General features: G+C 58.3%; 16 protein-coding genes. 10 read left to right on the top strand and 6 right to left on the bottom strand.

Features of this window, described 5'->3' with window-relative positions; genetic code table 11:
• Positions 1-43 precede the first annotated feature (43 nt).
• Positions 44-769: a YebC/PmpR family DNA-binding transcriptional regulator gene (locus H573_RS0113850; RefSeq protein WP_027874785.1), complete on the top strand. Its 726-nt coding sequence runs from the start codon at positions 44-46 to the stop codon at positions 767-769.
• On the opposite strand, the gene H573_RS0113845 is transcribed toward H573_RS0113850, so the two are convergent.
• Positions 766-1191, bottom strand: coding sequence for an RrF2 family transcriptional regulator (locus H573_RS0113845; RefSeq protein ID WP_027874784.1), 426 nt, complete (start codon positions 1189-1191; stop codon positions 766-768). The genes H573_RS0113850 and H573_RS0113845 overlap by 4 nt on opposite strands.
• Positions 1192-1280: 89 nt before the next feature.
• Between H573_RS0113845 and H573_RS0113840 the strand changes: the two genes are divergently transcribed.
• Positions 1281-1637: a group I truncated hemoglobin gene (locus tag H573_RS0113840; protein ID WP_027874783.1), complete on the top strand. Its 357-nt coding sequence runs from the start codon at positions 1281-1283 to the stop codon at positions 1635-1637.
• On the opposite strand, the gene H573_RS0113835 is transcribed toward H573_RS0113840, so the two are convergent.
• A complete protein-coding gene (locus H573_RS0113835) occupies positions 1638-2753 on the bottom strand; it encodes a helix-turn-helix transcriptional regulator (protein WP_161624274.1) in 1116 nt (371 codons plus the stop codon).
• 604 nt (positions 2754-3357) lie between these two features.
• Here H573_RS0113835 and H573_RS19670 point away from each other — a divergent pair.
• A complete protein-coding gene (locus H573_RS19670; RefSeq protein WP_084498092.1) occupies positions 3358-4959 on the top strand; it encodes a thrombospondin type 3 repeat-containing protein in 1602 nt (533 codons plus the stop codon).
• 58 nt (positions 4960-5017) lie between these two features.
• Complete coding sequence (locus H573_RS0113825) at positions 5018-5689, top strand: hypothetical protein (protein WP_027874780.1); 672 nt, start codon at positions 5018-5020, stop codon at positions 5687-5689.
• A 21-nt stretch (positions 5690-5710) separates the two neighbouring features.
• Here H573_RS0113825 and H573_RS0113820 read toward each other — a convergent pair whose 3' ends face one another.
• Entirely contained in the window at positions 5711-6454 is a 744-nt protein-coding gene (locus H573_RS0113820; RefSeq protein ID WP_027874779.1) for a pteridine reductase, read from the bottom strand.
• A 141-nt stretch (positions 6455-6595) separates the two neighbouring features.
• Here H573_RS0113820 and H573_RS0113815 point away from each other — a divergent pair, with 141 nt between their 5' ends.
• The 4 genes from H573_RS0113815 to ybaK all read left to right on the top strand — a co-directional run bounded on the left by H573_RS0113815 (position 6596) and on the right by ybaK (position 11487).
• Positions 6596-7333: a TerC family protein gene (locus H573_RS0113815; protein ID WP_027874778.1), complete on the top strand. Its 738-nt coding sequence runs from the start codon at positions 6596-6598 to the stop codon at positions 7331-7333.
• A 94-nt stretch (positions 7334-7427) separates the two neighbouring features.
• Positions 7428-9563, top strand: coding sequence for a TonB-dependent receptor (locus H573_RS18365; RefSeq protein WP_051171323.1), 2136 nt, complete (start codon positions 7428-7430; stop codon positions 9561-9563).
• Positions 9563-10963 carry a hypothetical protein gene (locus H573_RS0113805; RefSeq protein ID WP_027874777.1) on the top strand — a complete coding sequence of 467 codons (1401 nt, stop codon included), beginning with the start codon at positions 9563-9565 and terminating at the stop codon, positions 10961-10963. The genes H573_RS18365 and H573_RS0113805 overlap by 1 nt, the downstream gene beginning before the upstream one ends.
• A gap of 59 nt (positions 10964-11022) precedes the next feature.
• Entirely contained in the window at positions 11023-11487 is a 465-nt protein-coding gene (ybaK, locus tag H573_RS0113800; RefSeq protein ID WP_027874776.1) for a Cys-tRNA(Pro) deacylase, read from the top strand.
• Here ybaK and argE read toward each other — a convergent pair.
• From argE to H573_RS0113785, 3 genes are all read right to left on the bottom strand, one after another.
• On the bottom strand, positions 11452-12639 hold the full coding sequence (gene argE, locus H573_RS18360) for an acetylornithine deacetylase (protein ID WP_154653909.1): 1188 nt from the start codon (positions 12637-12639) through the stop codon (positions 11452-11454). The two genes, ybaK and argE, sit on opposite strands and share 36 nt — an antisense overlap.
• A 136-nt stretch (positions 12640-12775) precedes the next feature.
• Positions 12776-14041 carry an inorganic phosphate transporter gene (locus H573_RS0113790; RefSeq protein WP_027874775.1) on the bottom strand — a complete coding sequence of 422 codons (1266 nt, stop codon included), beginning with the start codon at positions 14039-14041 and terminating at the stop codon, positions 12776-12778.
• Between the two features lie 32 nt (positions 14042-14073).
• Positions 14074-14751, bottom strand: coding sequence for a TIGR00153 family protein (locus tag H573_RS0113785; RefSeq protein WP_027874774.1), 678 nt, complete (start codon positions 14749-14751; stop codon positions 14074-14076).
• Between the two features lie 148 nt (positions 14752-14899).
• On the opposite strand from H573_RS0113785, the gene tfpB reads away from it, so the two are divergent.
• Positions 14900-16684, top strand: a complete 1785-nt coding sequence (gene tfpB / locus H573_RS0113780) for a type IV pilus assembly ATPase TfpB (RefSeq protein WP_027874773.1) — start codon at positions 14900-14902, stop codon at positions 16682-16684.
• 44 nt (positions 16685-16728) lie between these two features.
• Positions 16729-19632 carry a bifunctional [glutamate--ammonia ligase]-adenylyl-L-tyrosine phosphorylase/[glutamate--ammonia-ligase] adenylyltransferase gene (gene glnE, locus H573_RS0113775; protein ID WP_027874772.1) on the top strand — a complete coding sequence of 968 codons (2904 nt, stop codon included), beginning with the start codon at positions 16729-16731 and terminating at the stop codon, positions 19630-19632.
• The last annotated feature ends 19 nt before the right edge of the window (positions 19633-19651 follow it).

Raw genomic sequence — 19651 nt, 5'->3', positions numbered from 1 at the left:
TAAAATCGCCGACCTTAATTTAACCAACACGCGGAGCTGCGTAATGGGCAGAGCCTACCAAAACCGAAAAGAGTCTATGGCCAAGACGGCCGCCGCCAAAACCAAGGTCTACAGCAAGTATGGCCGCGAAATATACGTGGTGGCGAAATCGGGAGGGGCTGACCCCGATGCCAACCTGGCTCTGCGCAGTTTGTTGGACCGCGCAAAGAAAGACCAAGTCCCCAGTCACGTTATCAAAAATGCTCTGGACAAAGCGCAGGGCGGTGCCGGCGAAGACTTCTCTCCGGCGCGCTACGAGGGCTTTGGCCCCGGCAACTGCATGGTGATTGTGGATTGTTTAACCGACAACCCAAACCGCACCTTTGGTGATGTGCGCCTGGCGTTTACTAAAACCAACTGCAAGATTGGTACCCAGGGCAGTGTCAGCCACATGTTTGACCACTCGGCGATCTTTGTTTTCGACGGCGAAGATGAAGAGGCGGTGCTGGAGGTGCTAATGATGGCTGACGTGGATGTCAGCGATATTGAGTGCGAAGACGGAAAAATCAGTGTGTTTGCGCCGCATACGGAATTCTTTAAGACCAAACAAGCACTGCAAGAAACGTTTGAAGGCATCGATTTTGATGTCGAAGAAATTCAGTTTTTGCCCCAAACCACCGCGCCGATCAGCCAAGACGATATGCCCATGTTTGAAAAATTCATGGACATGCTCAACGAGCTGGACGATGTGCAAAATATCTACCACAGCGCCGAACTGCCGGCCGACTAATCGGCCTGTAGGCGCAGTACCTGCACCTCGCTGCTAGTAATATCGGCGAGCGTGTAGGGCGCCAAGCTCTCCAAAAAGGCCTCTACCGCACTGCCCAGTATGCCTTGTAAGGCGCAATTGCCGATAATCCTGCAGGGCTGCTCGGCGCAGTCAATTGGCTGCAAGGTGGTTTCAAACTCCCGAACAATATCCAGCAGCGAAATTTCCTCCGGCGCTCTTGCTAGGCTCAGACCGCCGCCTTTTCCTCGCACCGATTCAACCTCACCCCGGCGCACCAGCTGCATAATGACCTTCGATACATGGTTCGGGGAGATGGTGTAAAAGTCGCAAATATCCTGAATCGTGACGCGCTGCCCCGGCGGCTGCCCCGCCAAAAATATCAGGCTGCGAAAGGCGTAGTCCGTATGTTTACTTAATTTCATTTATCAGCCCTTTACCTGACACTGGAGTCGTAGCTATTATAGCGCCCCAAAACATGCATTTATTATGCATCTTTAGTCGGAGAGAGATAGTGACAACATTATATGAGCGCATCGGTGGCGAAGCAGCGGTAGACAAGGCCGTGGATATTTTTTACGAAAAGGTGCTGGCAGATGAGCGTATCAATAGCTTCTTTGAAAATATTGATATGTTCGCCCAGGCCCGCAAACAGAAAGCCTTCTTAACCATGGTGTTTGGTGGCCCCAATGATTACACCGGTGAGGACATGCGCAACGCACACGCCGGTATGGGCGTGAACGACGAGCACTTCAACGCCGTTGTTGAAGACTTGGCCGCCACGCTGTCAGAGCTGGGCGTAGGCGACGGTGATATTCAGGAAGTGGCCAATATTGCGGAAAGCGTGCGCGACGACGTGCTGAACCGCTAATTAAAGCCGGGCCAGGGAAGAAAACACCACGCTTAGCAGCTCCGACTGCTTGCCCACGCCCAGCTTTTGGTAGCTGGATTTAATGTGGCTGCGCACGGTGCTTTCTTTCACGCCCAGTTGTTGGGCAATGGCTGCCGCCGAGCAGCCGTCTGCCAGGCCCTGAATAACACTGGCCTCGCTAGCGGTAAGGCCGAATAGCTTGCGCAAGCCTTGGTGGCTCAATTGACTGCGCACGGTGTTGGGTTTGAGCTGCAGCAGTGCGCCAAGCTCCTGGTAACCGGGCCGTATCGACGGAATCAGCCAGGGTTCCACACTCATTTGATAGCCATCGTCGCTGTCGCCAATTCGGGCAAAGCGGCGCGCTTGGCGTTGCTTATTGTCGGTAAATGCCATCAAGTCATTGAAAAGTTGCGCGGCGTGGCGATCCAGCTGTGGATGGTTGAAGCGCAGTTGACGACCGCGATGCAGGGCAATGCCACGTTTCAGTAGCGCCTCTGCCATGCTGTTGTGGGACAGCAGCTCGCCTCTTGGGCTGAGTAAAAAGGCCGCACTGTCGACAATTCGTCCTACCGCCTCCAGGCCCATGCGGGTAATTTCGCCATCGATATTGCGCTTATGGATGGCCAGCGCATTCTGAATATGGGGGACAAAGGCATCCAGAGAGGTCAGCTCGTCGCGACTAAAGGGCTGGTGACTGTGGCTGCGTTGCAGGGTAACGCGAAACGCCCGCCCCTGACTTGGATCTTCTATATAAGCGCCGCAAGCATGGCGAACATCGGCGGGGCGCGCATAGTCGGCGTAGAATTCAGAGGCTAACAAAGCCTTGTCCGACAGTTCTTGGCTGCCGTGAAATTTTTTCGGCGGTCGCCTTATTAGTTCAGCCGACCAGACATCCCGCTTGAGGTAGTAATCGATATAGCTCTGCATATCGCTCTCGTCAATATGCCGGTTCAGCATGACGTCGCCGTTTTTTTCCTGCGTGTTTTCCAGCATTAAGGTGGTGGAGCGGGTGGGAATGTCGGATTCCAGCAGTGAGAAAAAGGCTAGCCAGCCGTCTGCCTGATCCGCGTGGCGATAGAGCTCTCCAATGAGCTGCGACAGTCTGTCGTTGTCCATGTATTTTTCATTACGCCGGTGCATCCTAGCCAGTTAACAGCGATTCCTTTCGCCGTCCCCAGTTTTGGGGAGGTAGAGCCTCGACTATATAGTTAGTCTTGGCGCTGGGCAAACCCGTCCCGCCACACTCACTGCGTGTTAGGTCGCCAGTGAGTGTCTGCGGCGAGAAGTGTGTCGCTTGCGAATGTCACAGGGACTTCGCCGTGGAACCGGGCCGGCTAGGAAGTTAGCCCATGGGAAGGGATGCCCTCATCCGCTCCGCGCCTTTTGCCGAGAGTTTTAGGCGCTTGCATCGTCAATGGCGGTGCCATGGGGGGCAGGCTGAAGCAAAAGTAACATGGGGCTTGCAATATCGGCGGTGTTAATCGCTGTCGTTAACACTGGCGCTCATTAAGGCAAATAGCAATATTCGTGTGGGCAAAAGCAGAAGGTAAAAATACGAACTACACTGCGAGGTGCAATGGAATGTGATCTGCGTCACATTTTTGATTTCGTTGTGGTGTAGGTCCAGCGGCTGAGGCGGTGAATTGGCAGGGAATTGAAAACCGGCGGCCTGCTGCAATAGCGGGTTTGATATGACGACTACTGGTAAAGGCGAAATACCATGAGCAGACGCAATCTGAAATTGATCGCGGCGACGGCCTGCTGTGCAGCCCTCGTCGCATGTGGTGGTGGGGGAGGCTCTGGCTCCGGCTCATCGTCAGGCAATGCATTGACGGGCAGCCCGGTGAAGGGCCCGATGGCTAACGCCGAGGTTAGGGCTTATCGCTTTGCGGCCGATGAGAGCCACTTTCAGGGTGATGTCTTGGATACGGGCAGCACGGATGACAGAGCGGCGATTAGCGGATTGGTGATCGCGAATAGTCACAGTGGCCCGATATTGCTGGAGATCCGCGCCGTTAGTGGCACTGTTGATCTGGCATCGGGTGCAGCGCCAGTGATTTCAGTATTTCGCACCGTGTTGGCCGATGCCGCTGCGCTGCAGTCTCCCGTCTACCCGTCGCCGCTGACAACACTGGCCTATGACCTGGCGGCAAGCAATGCCGATACCGCGGATTACGGGGGCAACGCCGATGGTACTGTTAGTGAGGCCGAGTTTATCGCTGGTTTTGAGCGCGCGTCTAAGCAAGTGGTGAGCACACTGGGCTTTGGTTTGGATACCGGTACCGACCTTAACAGCACCGCGCCAATGCTGACGGCGCAAACGACTGATGCGACCTCGCAGGCCGAAGCGGCATCCTACCGAGCGGCCATAGAGGCCGTGAGCGCCATCGTCGTTAATATGCGCAATGCGGCCGTCGCCAGCAACAGCGCCAGCACGGTTAACACCGATGAGCTGTTGGCAGGCTTAGTGCAAGACCTTAGTGATGGTGAGCTTGATGGTCAGCAGGCTGGTCAGGCTATTGCGGCGTTTAGCGATGTGCCCGATGTGGTGGCTGAAATTACCGTTGACCCGTCAAGCTTACTAGTGCCGGGTACATCGACGTCGGTTGCCGATATCGAGAGCATCTTGATCAGCGAGCGCAGCGCCACGGGAGTGAATGTCGACAGCAGTGCGCTGGAAGACGGTGGCGACGCCAATCGCGACCCGGCGCCTGCCAATACCGTCCCTGACACTGATGGCGACGGTGTTAGCGATAACGAAGATAACTGTCCCCTCACGGCTAATAGTGACCAGGCAGACTTGGATGGCGATGAGCAAGGCAACGTTTGTGACGATGACCGCGACGGTGACGGCGTGGCCAATGACGAAGACGCCTTTGCCGATGATAGCTCTGAATCCGTCGATACCGATGGCGATGGTATTGGCAACAATGCCGACACCGACGACGACGGCGACGGGGTTGCTGATGCTGAGGATGCCTTCCCGCTGGATAGTGCCGAGAGCGTCGATACTGACAGCGATGGCATTGGTAACAATGCTGACACGGATGACGACGGCGACGGTGTTGCTGATGGCGATGATGCCTTCCCCTTGGATAGCACTGAATCCGTAGACAGTGACGGCGATGGCACCGGAGACAACAGCGATACCGACCGCGACGGTGATGGCATCGAAAATGAGATTGATAACTGCCCTAATGTTGCCAACGAAGATCAGGCCGACAGCGATGGCGACAATATCGGCGATAGCTGCGATGACGACACCGGGCTACCGCAGGCGCTATGGGACAGTTTCAACTGGGATCAGGCGGTTTGGCAGTAGTGGCTGCCAACAACAATGTTACCGACAACGAATTACCTAAATTGAAAAGGTGAAGACGATGAAAAAATTACTGACTGCAAGTGCTGCGCTGGTTCTGACCGTGCCCATGGCGATGGCCGGTACAGTGGGCTCCAGTGATATAACAACTTTTGAAAGTGGTACTGCGGCAAGGGCTGCGGATGTTAATGCGACCATCGGGGCGCTGGTTGCGGCGATTAACGACAATGCTGAGCGCTTGGCAGCTCTGGAGCAGGCGACGCCAGATAACTCGGTAGCTGGCAGCAGTTACCAGCTGCTGAGTATTAACAGCGCGGTTGCCGTGGGTGGCCAGCCGCCTGAAGGCTCGTTTAATGAAAGCGCCTTTGCCAATGTCAGCAATGGCACCTTAAAAGCGACTATCAGTTTTTCTGAGGGCGGCAGCGCAAACTTTTCGATTGCAGCAGGTAACGATGCGGAATATGAAATAAATATGCCCAATAACAGCCTGCAAAATTATTCGGATGGGCTTGCTGAGAGTCAGACGGTAACTTACGTGCAAAATGGCAGCGTTGTTGTTGTCAGCTTCCCTGAAGATGGCACCACATTTGACGTGGAGTTTCTCGTCAGTGGCGACGGCTCAATGCTGACATCGGCGACCAAAGAGTATGATGCTAACGCAACATTTGATGATGGCTCATCCGGTGAGTTTGCCTTTGTCGAGCTGATTGTCGGCACCCGCACCGGGAACTGATCGCGATGCCGGTCCAGCCTGTCATATCGACAGGCTGCGCCCGCCATCAACGGCAATAATCTGCCCGTTGATATAGCTATCGCTTTGGAGCAAAAACCAGACGGTGCCGGCAATATCTGCGGCGCTACCCCAGCGCTGCAATGGCACGCGCTCTCTCACATTTCGCTGCTCGATTTCACCAAAGGCATCGCTGGCTACCGGCGGCAATATTGCGCCGGGGGCAATGCCATTCACGCGTACGTCCGGTGCCAGCTCCACGGCCAGTGATCGCGTCATCATTGCCAAGCCAGCCTTGGCGATACTGTAGACCGGGTGGCCCTGCAGAGGTTTGTCGCCGTAGATATCGACAATATTCACAATGGCGCCGCGATGCTTGCGCAGCGCCGGAGCCAGCGCCTGGCTGAGAAAGAAGGCGCCTTTGACATTGCTACCCAGCAGGCTGTCCCAATCGGCCTCGCTCACCTCGCCCACCGCCGTGGGATAAAACCCAGAAGCGTTGTTGACTAAGGCATCCAGCCGCTGCCACTGCGCGAGGGCGTCGCTGGCCAGGCGCTCAACATCGGCGATCTTTTCCAAATCGGCGTACAGCATAACGGCAGAGTCGCTTCGCTGCTGATTGAGTTCTTCGAGCAGGGCAGTGCCAGCGGCGCTTTCGCGGCGGCAGTGAATAATCACGCGGTAGCCCTGCGTGTGCAGTTTGCGACAGATGGTTGCGCCTATGCGCTGACTGGCACCGGTAATCAGTGCGACGGGGGGCGGGTTCATAAGCTCTCCGGCGGGGTTGGCGCGGAATTATCGCAAGTCACGGCGCGCTTTATAAGGATTTTGTTGCGGAATCTCCGCTGTGTACTTGCGCCGTGCTGATGCCGCGCTATGCTCAGCATTTTCCCATTGCGAGTATTGATCATGTTTGAGTGGATCGCGAGCCCCGAGGCCTGGGTTGCCCTGGCATCACTTGTTGCCCTGGAGATCGTGCTGGGTATCGACAATATTATTTTTATCTCGATCCTGGTGGGTCGCTTACCCGAATCCCAGCGAGAGAAAGCGCGCCGCCTGGGTTTGGCTCTGGCAATGTTGGCGCGCTTGGGGCTGTTGTTTAGTTTGGTTTGGATTATGGGCCTGATTGAGCCCTTGTTTGTGGCGTTCGGACAAGAGATATCGGGGCGAGATATCATATTGGTTCTCGGCGGTTTGTTCCTGCTGGCCAAATCCACCCATGAAATACATGCCAGTCTGGAGGTGAGTAACGAAGGTGCCGGGTCTCCGGTTTCGGCCAGTTTTATGTCGGTGATGGTACAGATAGCGATGTTGGATATGGTGTTCTCGCTGGACTCGGTGATCACGGCGGTGGGCTTGGTCGATCATATTTCCGTGATGGTGATCGCCATTGTGGTGTCGGTGGCGGTAATGCTATTTGCGGCAAAACCCATCGGCAATTTTGTCGACAGCCATCCCACTATCAAAATGCTCGCCCTGTCATTTTTGCTGATGATCGGCCTGACGCTGATGGCCGAGGGCCTCGATGTCCACGTTCCCAAAGGCTATATCTATTTTGCGATGGCGTTTTCCTTTGCGGTCGAAATACTCAATATTCGCGTGCGCAAACGCAGTCAGATCGCTTTGAACAAGCGCCTGAGCGAATAGCTGTCGGCGGGGTGGGCCTGCGACAATTGGTCGCATTTCGGCTAACCCTGTAGAAAACTAGAATGTTCGCCTTTTTACGCACTTGGGGCGAACTATGTCATCTCGTTTACCTGCCGGCCTGCTGACACTGCTGGCGGCGCTATCTAGTCAATGGGCGGCGGCGGAGCACGGCAAGCTCGAAACCGTATTGGTCACCGCCACTCGCGAGGCGCGTCAGCTGCAGGATGTCGCCGCCAGTGTTGGGGTTCTTGGTCAGGACGAGCTGGAAGCGGTGAACCCCGGCCACTCGGCCGAGCTGTTAAATCTCATTCCGGGCGTCAATATTGTTCAGCTGGGCTCCAGTGGCGAGGGCGCTGCGGCGGCGATCCGTCAGCCGGTGTCGTACGGCCCGGTTTACCTCTATTTGGAGAACGGCGTGCCCACTCGCAGCGCGGGCTTCTTCAATCACAATGCCCTGTATGAGGTGAACACCGCACTGGGTAACGGTGTGGAGGTGATCAAGGGGCCGGGGTCGGCGCTTTATGGCTCCGATGCAATAGGCGCCGTCATCAACAGCCTGGTGGGGCAGCTGCCGTCGCAAGACCGGGCGAGTGTGAGTGTGGAGGCGGGCGAGCACGACTGGCTGCGCGCGCAGTTGCGCACGGCCAGTGTCGGCGAAGACAACAGCTACACCCTCAGCGCCTCGCTGAGCCACAACGGCGGTTGGCGCGATAACACCGATAGCGAGCGTCAGGAGTTGGTGGCGTCGTGGTATCGTCAGCTCAGTGAGCGTTGGACGGTGAACACCGTGGCCAGCGGCAGCGTGATCAATATGGCGACCGGCGGTTCGGGGCTGCGCTACGATGACTTTCGCAACGACCCGCAGCAGGCGGGAAACACCATCGGCTTTCGCGACGTAAAGGCCTTCCGCCTCTCCAGCGCTTTTGAAAAGACGACGCAAAAGGGCCTGTTGAGCCTGACACCCTACCTGCGCAGCAACCAGTTGGAATATATCGCGACGTGGACGCTGAACACCGGCCGCGTGCAGCCACCACCGCCGTGGTGTCCCAGTTGCCCCGCGGCGCTGGATTCGCAGGACGCGCATATCAACCAGAGTGGCCACGACTCTCTCGGCTTGCTCGCCAAGTTTCGGCGCGACTTTGCCGAAAGCAGTTTCTACATTGCCGGGGTGGATATCGACGTCAGTCGCGGCGACACCCGCCAGGACTATATCGAGCGCAGCGACAACGATCCCGGTAATTACTGGCAGAGTTATCGTCGCGCCGGCAGGCTCTATGACTTTACGGTCGACTTCACTTCGGTGTCGCCCTATGTGCATATAGAGCACCAGCTCTCTTCACGCCTGCGGGCCACTGCGGGGCTGCGTTACGACGCCATTCGCTATGACTACCGCGACCATTTATCTGGTCCAGACACGCCGCTTCATTTGCGCCCCCGTGACCAAGCCATCGACTTTGAACATCTGAGCCCAAAACTGGGGCTGATCTACGACATCAACGAGCGCCTAAACGCCTATCTGGCCTACCGCCATGCCTTTCGTATTCCCTCGGCTGGGCAGCTTTTTCGCAGCGGCAGCACGCAGGACTCAAGCGCTCTGGAGCCGGTAAAAGCCGACAGTATTGAAGTGGGGCTGCGAGGGGAGTGGGGCCATCGTGGCAGCTTTGAAATCAGCCTTTACGATATGCGCAAGGAAGACGATATCCTCAGCATTCGAGACACCGGCACCGGCGCGCGACGCAATACCAATGCCGGTGAAACCCGCCACCGCGGTATTGAGCTGGGCGTGGCTCAGCGCCTGGGCAGCAGCCTGGACGTGAGCGTGGCCTACAGCCGCAACCAACATGAATATCGCGACTGGGTCGACCGCAGTGGCGACTTCAGCGGCAACGATATGCCAGACGCCCCGCGCAGCTTCGCCAATATCCGGCTCAACTACCACCCGTTGGCGCTCAAGGGCGGCTACCTGGAAGTGGAGTGGTCTCATCAGGGCCCGCATTGGTTGGATGAGGCCAACGGGGGCGATGGCAATGCCAGTGACCGCGACCGCTACAAGGGGCACGCGCTGTTAAATCTGCGCGCTGAATACCCGCTCAGTGACACCTTGAGTGTGTATGGCCGCGTGCTCAACGTCGACGACCGTCGCTACGCGGAAACCACCAGCAAGTGGGGGCCGAGCTATACTCCTGGCCGACCACGCACAGCGATACTCGGCGTGAAGGTGGACTGGTAATGGCGATGACACGCACTGCGCTGGTCGGCCTGCTGCTGCGCTGGCACATGCGGCTGGGGGCGCTGGTCTCCGTCGGTATTATTGCCTGGGGGTTGAGTGGCCTCGCCCATCCTATTATCTCTCGCCTGCAACCGGTGGCCGATCAACATCGTTATCCATTGAGCGCAATGTCGGGTAGCGAACTGCTGAGTCCGGCCCACGTCTTGCAACGCGCCGGTATTGCCGAGCCCGTCACGGCGCTGCGACTGGTCGACTGGGGCCAGGGCGCGCAGTATCGCGTGGCCCTCGCGGGGCAGGTTTTGTGGCTCGACGCCCGCAGCGCCGAGCTGTTGCCGAATGCCGAACAGGCCTATGCAACGCAACTGGCACGGCACTTTAGCGGCGACTTGGCCAGCCCGGTGGCGCAGCTAGCGGAGCAGCGGCAGTTTAGTGAAGACTACCTGTTTATCAATCGCTTGCTGCCTGTGCAGCGCGTTGCCTTTGCGCGCGATGACGAACTGCGGGTCTATGTCGACACTGCCAGCGGGCGTCTGGCCGCGATGGTAGATGCCAATAAGGCGGCGGGATCGGCGCTGTTTCGCAATCTGCACAACTGGCTGTTTATCCCCAATGAGCAGCTGCGACACGGGGCGATGCTGGTGTTTCTGTTCGGTGGCATTGTCGTCGGTGTAATGGGCGCCGGCCAATATGTTATGCAGGCGAGGTCCGGCCGCGGTTGGCGCAGGGGCAGCGCGGCGCGAACCAGGCACCGTCGCCTGGGCATCGCGGTGGCTCTAACAACGGTGACCTTCAGCGTCAGCGGTGCATGGCACCTGCTGCAAAAGCACAACCCAGCGCTGCGCCTGGCAACGCCGAGCGTGTCCTTTTCACCCAATGCATTGTCCCTAGACTGGGGCCTGCTGGGCGATGGCATCCGCCAGGCCGAATTGGTTGCAGTGCAGGGCCAGCCCTATTTTCGCGTATGGCAGTCTGGTGAACTCAGCTATGTACATGCTGCCAGCGGTGAGGTGCTTGCCGGTGGTGAGGCGCAGCACGCCCGAGAGCTTGCCAGCTATTATTCCGGCAATGCCGAATTGGGCGAGGCCGCGTGGATCACACGCTTTGAAGGCGAGTATGGCTTCATCAATAAGCGCCTGCCGGTGGTGGCCTTCGAGAATCTGCAAAATGGCGATCGCTACTATGTTGAGCCTCGCAGTGGCGTGTTGGCTGCCCATGTTCGCGATAGCGACCGGGCCGAAGGCTGGAGCTTTGCGTGGTTACACAAATGGCATTTTCTCGACGGCTTGGGGCGCGATGCACGCGATGCGGTCGCGGCGCTGTTCGCCTTGGGCATTGCCGCCAGTTTTGCGCTGGGTGTCTTCCTGTACTGCTGGCGACTGCGCCAGGGCAAGCCGGGCTGATGCTACCCGGCCGCCCGAGTGCGGCGCTATACTCACGCTTTTGTTTGTGAGGCCTACCCGTGACCCCGGCTATTGAACTCGCACGCAAGGCGGGCATTCGTCACTGCGTTCACGAATATCAACACGACCCCGGTGCGGCGTCGTACGGTTTAGAAGCGGCAGACAAGCTGGGTTTGCCGCCTGAGAGGGTGTTTAAAACGCTGGTGGCAGCACTGGCCACCGGTGAATTGGTGGTCGCCGTGGTGCCTGTTGCCGCCATGGTGAATATGAAAAAACTGGCCAAGGCGGCCGGGGCCAAAAAGGCGGCGATGGCTGAGGCGAAAGCGGTGGAGCGCAGTTCCGGTTACGTGCTCGGTGGGGTAAGCCCGTTGGGCCAGAAAAAAGCGCTGCGCAGTTTTATCGATGACTCCGCCGCAGATTTATCGTCCATATACGTCAGCGCTGGGCGCCGAGGCCTGGAAATCGAGTTGGCCGCCGACGACCTGCTGTCACTCTGCCGAGGGTGTTACGCGCCCCTCTGCTGAGGCCGACGGCGCAAGGCAAAAGCGCGTCACCAAGTTTTGAATTAGTGCCACGGTGGGCTTAATTTGCTCGTGAGCAATAAATTCATCCGGCTGGTGGGCCTGGTCGATAGAGCCCGGCCCCATGACAATGGTTTGCAAACCCAGCTTTTGGAAGAACGGCGCTTCTGTCGCGAAGTTGACCACATCGGCGCGCTGCCCCGTGAGTTGTTCCGCGACCTTCACCAGCGCCGAGTCCGCCGGCTGTTCAAAGGCGTCTACCCCGCCGATCAGTGAGCGTAAACCAATATTGATTTTGCGGCGCTCTGCAATGGGGCTGAGATGTTGCTGAATGCGTTGGCGCACCTCGTCGGTGTCCATGCCGGGAATCGCGCGAATATCAAAGTGCAGCTCGCACTGACCACAAATCCGGTTGGGGTTATCGCCGCCGTGAATGCAGCCTAGGTTCATGGTGGGCGTGGGTACCGCGAAGCCGGGGTGGTGGTATTGCTCTTGCAGCTCGCCACGCAGGTTAAGCAGTTCGCCAATCACCTCATGCATGGCCTCCAGGGCGCTGTTGCCCAGTAGCGGGTTCGAGCTGTGGCCACTGCGCCCGGTAATGGTAATGCCTTCCATGATAATGCCCTTGTGGGCGCGTATTGGCTTTAGCCCAGTAGGCTCACCCACTATCGCGTAGCGCGCGCCCGAGATATCGCTTTGTACCAGCGCGCGAGCGCCGTCCATGCTGCTCTCTTCATCGGCGGTTGCCAGAATAATTAGCGGGGCGTTGAAGTCGTGGCTTAACAGGCTGCTGACCGCCTCGATCACCAGCGCAAAGAAACCCTTCATATCGGCGGTGCCCAAGCCGTAAAAGCGATCGTCGCGATCGTCCAGAGAGAAGGGGTCTGAGTGCCAGCGGGCATCGTCGTAGGGCACGGTGTCGCTGTGGCCGGCGAGCACCAGGCCGCCGCTGCCGCTGCCATAGGTGGCAATAAGGTTGGCTTTGCCGGGCTTATCGAGCGGCATAATGCGCACCTCAAAGCCGAGTGGGCGCAGCCAATTGGCCAGTTGCTCAATCACTGCCTGGTTGCCCATATCCCATTTTTCGCTGGTGGCGCTGATCGACGGCAGAGCGATCAGCTCGCGAAGCATGTTTATCAGCGGGGGATGTTTCATGGTGGGCTCACAATCAATGGCAGACAAAGCCGTCATTGTAGGGAGGAAAGTGCGTAGCGAACAGGGCGCAGAGTGAAGGGGCAGAAGTTAGCCGTTGCCGGGGCAGCTCACCCGGCAACGGCTCTGGGAAGGCTTCTTAACCCAAGAATGCCTTGAACAGGAAGAAGAAGATAATTGCCAGGCCCGCACCGGCAGGCAGGGTAACGATCCACGACATGAAAATATTGCGGATCACTCGCAGGTTCAGCGCTGCAATACCGCGAGCCAAGCCTACACCCAATACCGCGCCCACCAGCGTGTGAGTGGTTGAGATGGGCAGGCCCGTGGCCGAAGCGAAAACAACCGTGGTGGCCGCGCCCAGCTCGGCGGCAAAGCCGCGGCTGGGGGTGAGCTCGGTGATTTTGGTGCCAACGGTGGCGATAACCTTAAAGCCGTAGGTCGCCAGACCGAACACAATACCGCCGGCGCCCAGCAGCAATACCCACCAAGGCAGTGCGGCTTTGGCAGCAATTTCGCCGCCAGATTGGATAACGCTAACCACTGCCGCCACGGGGCCAATGGCATTGGCCACATCGTTGGAGCCATGTGCAAAGGCCATGGCGCAAGCGGTGAATACCATCAATACGGCAAATACCCGCTCGACGCTGGCAAAGCGCGAGTGTCCGGTCGGGTCTGGCTCGTCCTTAATGCGGCGTAAGAACAGGTTGCCGATGAAGGTGATAACCAAGCCGGCAATTGCTGCATAGAACAGGCTTTCACCAAAGCTCAGGCCCAGGCCAACGTGTTTCAGCCCCTTCACCATGGTGACCATGGAGATCATAAAGCCGACCAGGAACAGGTAGAAGGGAATGTAGCGTTTGGCCGCCTCGAAGGGTTTTTCGGCGCGCAGTATTAAACTCTGAGCGCTGAGAAACAGGCCGAAGGATATGGTCCCGGCGAGCACCGGAGACACCACCCAGCTGGCAACAATTTGCCCAACTTTGCCCCAGGCCACGGCGTCGACATCGATACCCACGGCGGCAAAGCCGACCAGCGCCCCAACAATGGAGTGGGTGGTGGAAACGGGCCAGCCCATCAAACTGGCGACCAATAGCCAGGTACCGGCGGCAAGCAGCGCCGATAACATGCCATAGACGAGTAATTCCGGACTGTCGGCGACGTAGGCGGGGTCGAGTATGCCCTTGCGGATCGTCTGGGTGACTTCGCCACCGGCGAGATAGGCACCGCAGAACTCAAAGAGCATGGCGATAAGAATGGCTTGTTTAATGGTCAGTGCTTTAGCGCCGACCGAGGTGCCCATCGCGTTCGCGACGTCGTTGGCACCGACACCCCAAGCCATGAAGAATCCAAAGAGGCAGGCGAGAATCAGTAGCAGTTGCCCGTGTTCAGCAATGATAGACATGAGTCTTCCTTTAAAACGTTGGTAACCCTTGCTTAGCGGGCAATGACTATTTGCAGGCGGGAGCCTACCTTTTGTGATTTGTCCGACAGTTCGCCGATCAGCTCAATGATCTTATAGAGGAACATCACGTCCACCGGCGGCAATTCGCGCTCAATGTCGTAGAGGCTGGCGCGAATTTTGACTTGCAGTTGGTCGGCCTCGTATTCCAGTCGGTCGAGCTCCTCGATCATTTTCTCAACCAGTTTTACCTCGTGGCCGCGAAAACCGGTTTCCAGCAGTTCGTCCAGCTCTTCGATCGCCTTCTTGGCTTGCGAGGAGGTGGCAATGGCCAAGTCAACATAGCTGCGCATGTCATCAACCAGAATGCCTGGAATCTCCATGCGACGACCGAGCATCAAACCGGCGATATCCTTGGCGCAGTTGGCGATGCGGTCTTGCATGCTGATTAATTCGAGGAGGTCGGAGCGGGGAACAGGAAGGAAGAGGTTGCTGGGGAGGTTGAGGCGGATTTGCTTCTTGATCAGGTCTGCCTCGTGCTCCAGCTTTACAATTTGCTGCTGAGCCGTTTCGGCACCTTGCCAGTCTTTGTCGATAACTGCATTAATAAATGGCTGCAAGGCTATCGCACAGGCCTCGGCTTTCTTAATATGCTCCTGTATGGGTTCAAAGGGTGACTTACCAAACAGGTTGTTTAGCTTATTTAAGGGCACGTTAAGGCTCCTTTGCGCACATGAATAATTAAGTGGCGGCGATTATACGGATGCAGTGTCGCCCCCTCCAGTTTTTTGCACGGTAGACTCTCGCTGGTTGAGCGGCTTGCCGTACTATAAGTACAAAATATGACAATTCGGAGCTTCAATGCCCAACTCGCTGAAAACACAGGGCCCTCTCGATACCGCAGTGGTACTCCGGCAACTGGTTGACGACGGCCTGCTGGAGCCAAGCTCTGCCAAGCGCGCCGGTGTTAATCCACCGCGCCAGGGAGAGCGCCTCCAGCACCCGCTCAATTACCTGGCCAGTCAGCAACTTGCCGATGTGCGGCGCAGCGGTGCGACCCTCAGTATAGACACTCTTTTGCAGTGGCTGAGCGATCGCTGCGGGCTTGGCTTTCAGCGCATTGACCCTTTGAAAATTGATGTGCCCTCAGTCACTGAGGTGATGTCCTTCGCCTTTGCCCAGCGCCACCGCATTCTGGCGGTGGCGTCCACGCCGACCGAGGTGGTGATCGCCTGCGCCGAACCCTACGTTGATGGCTGGGTGAGTGATTTGCAGCAGGTATTGAATCGCCCTATTCGCCGGGTGATCGCCGATGCCGACGCCATCGACCGCTACACCGTCGAGTTCTACAGCCTAGCGCGCTCGGTGCGCGGCGCCAGCACCGGGGAGCGCAGCAGCACCACCAACCTGGAACAGCTGCTCGAAATCAGCAAACAAAAAGACCTGGATGCCAACGACAGCCACGTGGTGAATATTGTCGATTGGCTGCTGCAGTACGCCTACGACCAGCGCGCCAGTGACATTCATATTGAGCCCCGCCGCGACCAAGGCAATGTGCGCTTTCGCATCGACGGCGTGTTGTGCACGGTCTACCAGTTGCCCGCAACCGTGCTCACGGCGGTGGTCAGTCGCCTTAAGATTCTCGGTCGCATGGATGTGGCAGAAAAGCGCCGCCCCCAGGACGGCCGTCTGAAAACCAAAAACCCCGCCGGGCAGGAAATAGAGCTGCGCCTGTCCACCCTGCCCACCGCCTTTGGCGAGAAGATGGTCATGCGTATCTTCGACCCCGAGGTCTTACTGCGCAGCTTTGACGAACTCGGCCTGCGCGGCGACGACTTGCAGCGCTGGCAGTCGATGATCGGCGCGCCCCACGGCATTGTGTTGGTCACCGGCCCCACCGGCTCGGGTAAAACCACCACCCTCTATTCCAGCTTGCGCAAGATCGCCAGCCCCGAGGTAAATGTTTGCACCATTGAAGACCCCATCGAAATGGTCGAAGAGGCCTTCAATCAGATGCAGGTGCAGCACAATATCGGCCTGGACTTTGCCGGGGGTGTGCGCGCGCTGCTGCGCCAGGACCCCGACATTATTATGATCGGCGAGATCCGCGACCTGGAAACCGCCGAAATGGCCATTCAAGCGGCGCTTACCGGCCATTTGGTGATCTCCACCCTGCACACCAACGATGCGCCCTCTGCGGTTACCCGCTTGCTGGAGCTGGGCGTGCCCGCCTACCTGATTCGCGCCACCGTACTCGGGGTGATGGCGCAGCGTTTGGTGCGCACGCTGTGCCCGCACTGCAAATCCGCCGTCGACAGCAGTGAAGCCGACCCTGCCGGCAGTGAATGGGCCGCCTTGGCGGCGCCCTGGAAATTGTCGCCGCCGGCGCGCTATTTTGCCGCCAGCGGCTGCCTGGAGTGCCGCAACACCGGCTACTACGGCCGTCAGGGCATTTATGAAATTCTCACCCTCGAAGGCGAGCTGCAGGCAGCGATTCAAGACGATGTGGCGCTGGACCAGATGCGCCTCCTGGCCATGAAAAAAGGCATGAAAACACTGCGCCTCAGTGGCGCGAGAAAGGTGGCCGCTGGCGAGACCACCATCGCAGAAATTATGCGCGTGGCGCCGCCGGTGCAATCGCACTAGGGTGCCCACCGAATCAATGGCCGCCCGCCTGATGGGGATGATGTATGAGCACAGCATTAAACGTGCAAAACGATGAGTTACCAGCGCTGCTTGCCGAGGGTTTAGATGCCCGTTGGCAGAGTTTTCTGCAGCGCTGCAGCGAGCCGCAGGCGCAGTGGTATCAGGAGTTTGCCCAGTCGGAGGCGCGCCCCAAACTGCTGCTGGCGATCGCTACCAGCCCGATTTTTCTCGACTACTGCCAGCGTTTTCCACAGGCGCTGATCGACCTGCAGCAGCAGGGTTTATTGGATGCGCCGCTGTCTGCCGGCGAGTTAACTGAGCAACTGGCGGCCGAGTGCGACAACTGCAGCAATGCCGACGAGCTGGCTAAAACCCTGCGCCAGTTTCGCTACCGCCACTGGTTAAGATTGGTGTGGCGCGATCTAAACCGCCTTTGCGATATGGTCGCCACCACCGCTGAGCTCTCGGCTTTGGCCGATGTGTGCGTGCAGCAAGCGCTGGCTTTTTTGCACCGCGAGTTGTGCCGCGAATGGGGTGAGCCACAATCTGCTGACGGCCGCCCACAACAGCTCAGTGTTATTGCCATGGGCAAGCTGGGCGCCGGTGAATTGAACCTCTCGTCAGACATCGACCTGATCTTCAGCTATCCCGAAGCGGGCAGCACGGTGGGTGGCCCGCGCAGCGTCGACAATCAGGAATTCTTTATTCGCCTTGGGCAGCGCTTGATCAAGGCCTTAGATGCGCGCACCGCCGACGGCTTTGTGTTTCGCGTGGATATGCGGCTGCGGCCCTATGGCCAAAGCGGGCCGCTGGTGGTCAGCTTCGACGCCATGGAAGAGTACTACCAAGACCAGGGGCGAGACTGGGAGCGCTACGCGCTGATCAAGGCGCGCTGCATCGCCGGTGACGAGACGGAAAATCAACGCCTGATGGCCAGCCTGCGGCCGTTTACCTACCGCCGCTATCTGGACTTTTCCGCCATTGAGTCGCTGCGCGATATGAAGGCGATGATCCAGCGCGAGGTCGCGCGCCGCAGCCTGCACAACAACATCAAACTCGGCGCGGGCGGTATCCGCGAAATTGAATTTATCGCCCAGTGTTTCCAGTTGATTCGCGGCGGTCAGGAAATCAGCCTGCAGCAGCGCCCACTGCGGCTTATTCTCGATGAGCTGCGCGACATGGAGCTGTTGCCCGCCCCGGTGGTGGATGAGCTGCAAGCGGCCAATGTGTTTTTGCGCAATACCGAGCATGCCATTCAAGCGTGGCGCGACGAGCAGACTCAGCAGCTACCCGATGCGCCCGCCCCTCAGGCGGCGTTGGCGCTGAGCATGGGCTATGACAGCTGGGAGGCCTTCACGGCGGCGCTGGCCGAACACCGCCAGCGTGTCGACGAGCACTTTGCCAATATTATTGCGGCGCCAGAAGAGGAGAGCAGCACCGATCGCGCGGCTATCCAGCGCTGGGAAGTGCTGCTGAACGACCCCGACGCCGAATCGCTGACCGAAGAGCTGGAGTCGGTGGGCTACAGTGACGCCGCTGAAGTGGCGCGGCGCCTGCTGGCGCTGTTAACCGGCGCAGGGGTGCAACGCATGCAGGGCAGTGCCCGAGAGCGCCTGGACGATTTCCTGCCGCTACTGCTGGAGCAAGCTCAAGAGGCCGAAGACAGCGGTCGCGCCTTTCTGCGGTTGATCCCCTTGATCGAAGCCGTGCTGCGCCGCACCGCGTATCTGGTGTTGTTAATGGAAAACCCCGCCGCGCTGGGACGCTTGGTCAGGTTGTGCGATGCCAGCCCCTGGGTGTCGCGGCAACTGGCGGCGCACCCGGTGTTGCTGGATGAACTACTCGACGCCAGTAGCCTGTACTCAGTGCCCGACAAAGACGGCCTGCGCAGCGAATTGCGCCAGCGCCTGCTGCGCATTCCCGAGGACGACCTGGAAGCGCAAATGGAAGCGCTGCGCTACTTCCGCCTGGCCCATGTTCTCAGAGTGGCGGCCTCGGAAATTACCGGCAGCTTGCCGCTGATGAAGGTCAGCGACTACCTGACGTTTATCGCCGAAACGGTAATGGAATTTGTCGTGGATATCGCCTGGCAGAATCTGGTGGAGAAACACGGCACCCCCTGTGGCGATGACCCACGCCGCCATTTTGTGATTCTTGCCTACGGCAAGATGGGCGGTATCGAGTTGGGCTACGGCTCTGACCTGGATTTGGTGTTCGTGCACGACGTGCCCGCCGGCGTGATTAGCGATGGCGAGCGCCCGCTGGATGGCACCATGTTCTATACCCGCCTGGGGCAGCGCATCATCCATATTCTCACCGCGCAAACCCGTCTCGGCCAGCTCTACGAGGTGGACATGCGCCTGCGGCCGTCGGGTAACTCAGGCCTGTTAGTAAGCTCCTTCTCGGCCTTTCGCGACTACCAGCGCGGTCAGGCCTGGACCTGGGAACATCAGGCGCTGGTGCGGGCGAGGGTGGTGGCTGGTGACCCGGTACTGGCTGAAAAATTTACCGAGCTGCGCGCCGATGTGCTGGGCAGTGAGCGCGATCTTGCCAAGCTGCGCGAAGACGTACTGAGTATGCGCGACAAGATGCGCCAGCACTTGTTGCCGTCAGGTGGTGAAAAAAACCGCGAATTTGATATCAAACAAGGCCTTGGAGGTATCGTTGATATAGAATTTATGGTGCAATATGCCGTTTTAGCTTGGTCGCATCAGCACCCGCCACTGCACTACCACACCGACAATATTCGGATCCTGGAGTCCCTTCAACAAGAAGGCTTGATTCCCGAGGCTGATGCCCGGGCCTTGATCGAGGCCTATATCGCGTTTCGCAGCCAGTCGCACCGGGCCAGCTTGCAGGAACAGAAAGGGCAAATTAGTGGTGACGCCCTCAACGAGGAACGCGGCGCCGTGCGTCGAATTTGGCAACAGATATTCGACGAGCAGTAAGCGCATAACAGTAATTTTC

Origin of the sequence: Neomelitea salexigens DSM 19753, assembly GCF_000422345.1 — a bacterium.
Lineage (GTDB): Bacteria > Pseudomonadota > Gammaproteobacteria > Pseudomonadales > Spongiibacteraceae > Spongiibacter > Spongiibacter marinus_A.
The sequence above is the reverse complement of the archived record's forward strand: the minus strand, read 5'-3'. Positions and strand labels throughout refer to the sequence as shown.